The organism is Arhodomonas sp. KWT (assembly GCF_010993615.1).
The window spans coordinates 1-802 of the sequence record NZ_WNXE01000764.1; the positions used below are offsets into that span (position 1 = coordinate 1).

2 protein-coding genes are annotated in these 802 nt (G+C 65.7%); both read left to right on the forward strand.

Annotated elements, in window-relative coordinates:
• Positions 1 to 372: NAD(P)/FAD-dependent oxidoreductase (locus tag G7A99_RS22250; protein WP_205600007.1), on the forward strand; the 372-nt coding region annotated here is incomplete at its 5' end.
• A gap of 125 nt (positions 373 to 497) precedes the next feature.
• Positions 498 to 802 (forward strand): Dps family protein (locus G7A99_RS22255; RefSeq protein WP_163144180.1); only part of this gene is annotated, 305 nt, incomplete at its 3' end.

Genomic DNA, 802 nt, shown 5'->3' on the forward strand with positions numbered 1-802 from the left:
CGGGCCCGGCGGCCGGGCCTGGCGCTGCGCACGCTCCTTGCCGAGCGCCTGACGCGCCGGGTGGCGCGACGCTGGTGTGAGCTGTGGTGCCCGGACCGGCCGCTGGGGGAGCTTGGCGATGCGGACATCGATGCGGTCGTCCGGGCCTGCCAGCCCTGGACGGTCTGGCCCGAGGGCACGGAGGGCTACCGTACCGCCGAGGTGACCCTCGGCGGCGTGGATACCGCGGCGCTGTCGTCGAAGACCATGGCCTGCCGCGATCACCCGGGGGTGTATTTCATCGGTGAGGTCGTGGACGTCACCGGCCACCTCGGCGGACACAATTTCCAGTGGGCATGGGCGTCCGGCCATGCGGCCGGCCAGCATGTCTGAACGTGTCCCCGCCCGGCGCCGCCATGGTACGGATTTATCGTGATGATCGGTCGTTTCGATTTCTCAATGCACCCGGCCGACTCCATACTTAGCATGGAATTTTTCTAACCAAGGGAGATTGAACCATGGACGTTCATATCGGTATCGACGAAGCCAAGCGCAAAGAGATCGCCGACGGCGTGTCCCGGCTGCTCGCCGACAGCTACACGCTCTACCTCAAGACCCACAACTTCCACTGGAACGTGACCGGGCCGATGTTCAACTCCCTGCACCTCATGTTCGAGGAGCAGTATACCGAGCTCGCCACGGCGGTGGATCAGGTCGCCGAGCGTATCCGTACCCTCGGGTTCCCTGCGCCGGGCTCGTACAAGCAGTTCGCCGAGCTCTCCTCGGTCGAGGAGGCGACGGACGTGCCCGAGGCCAAGGAGAT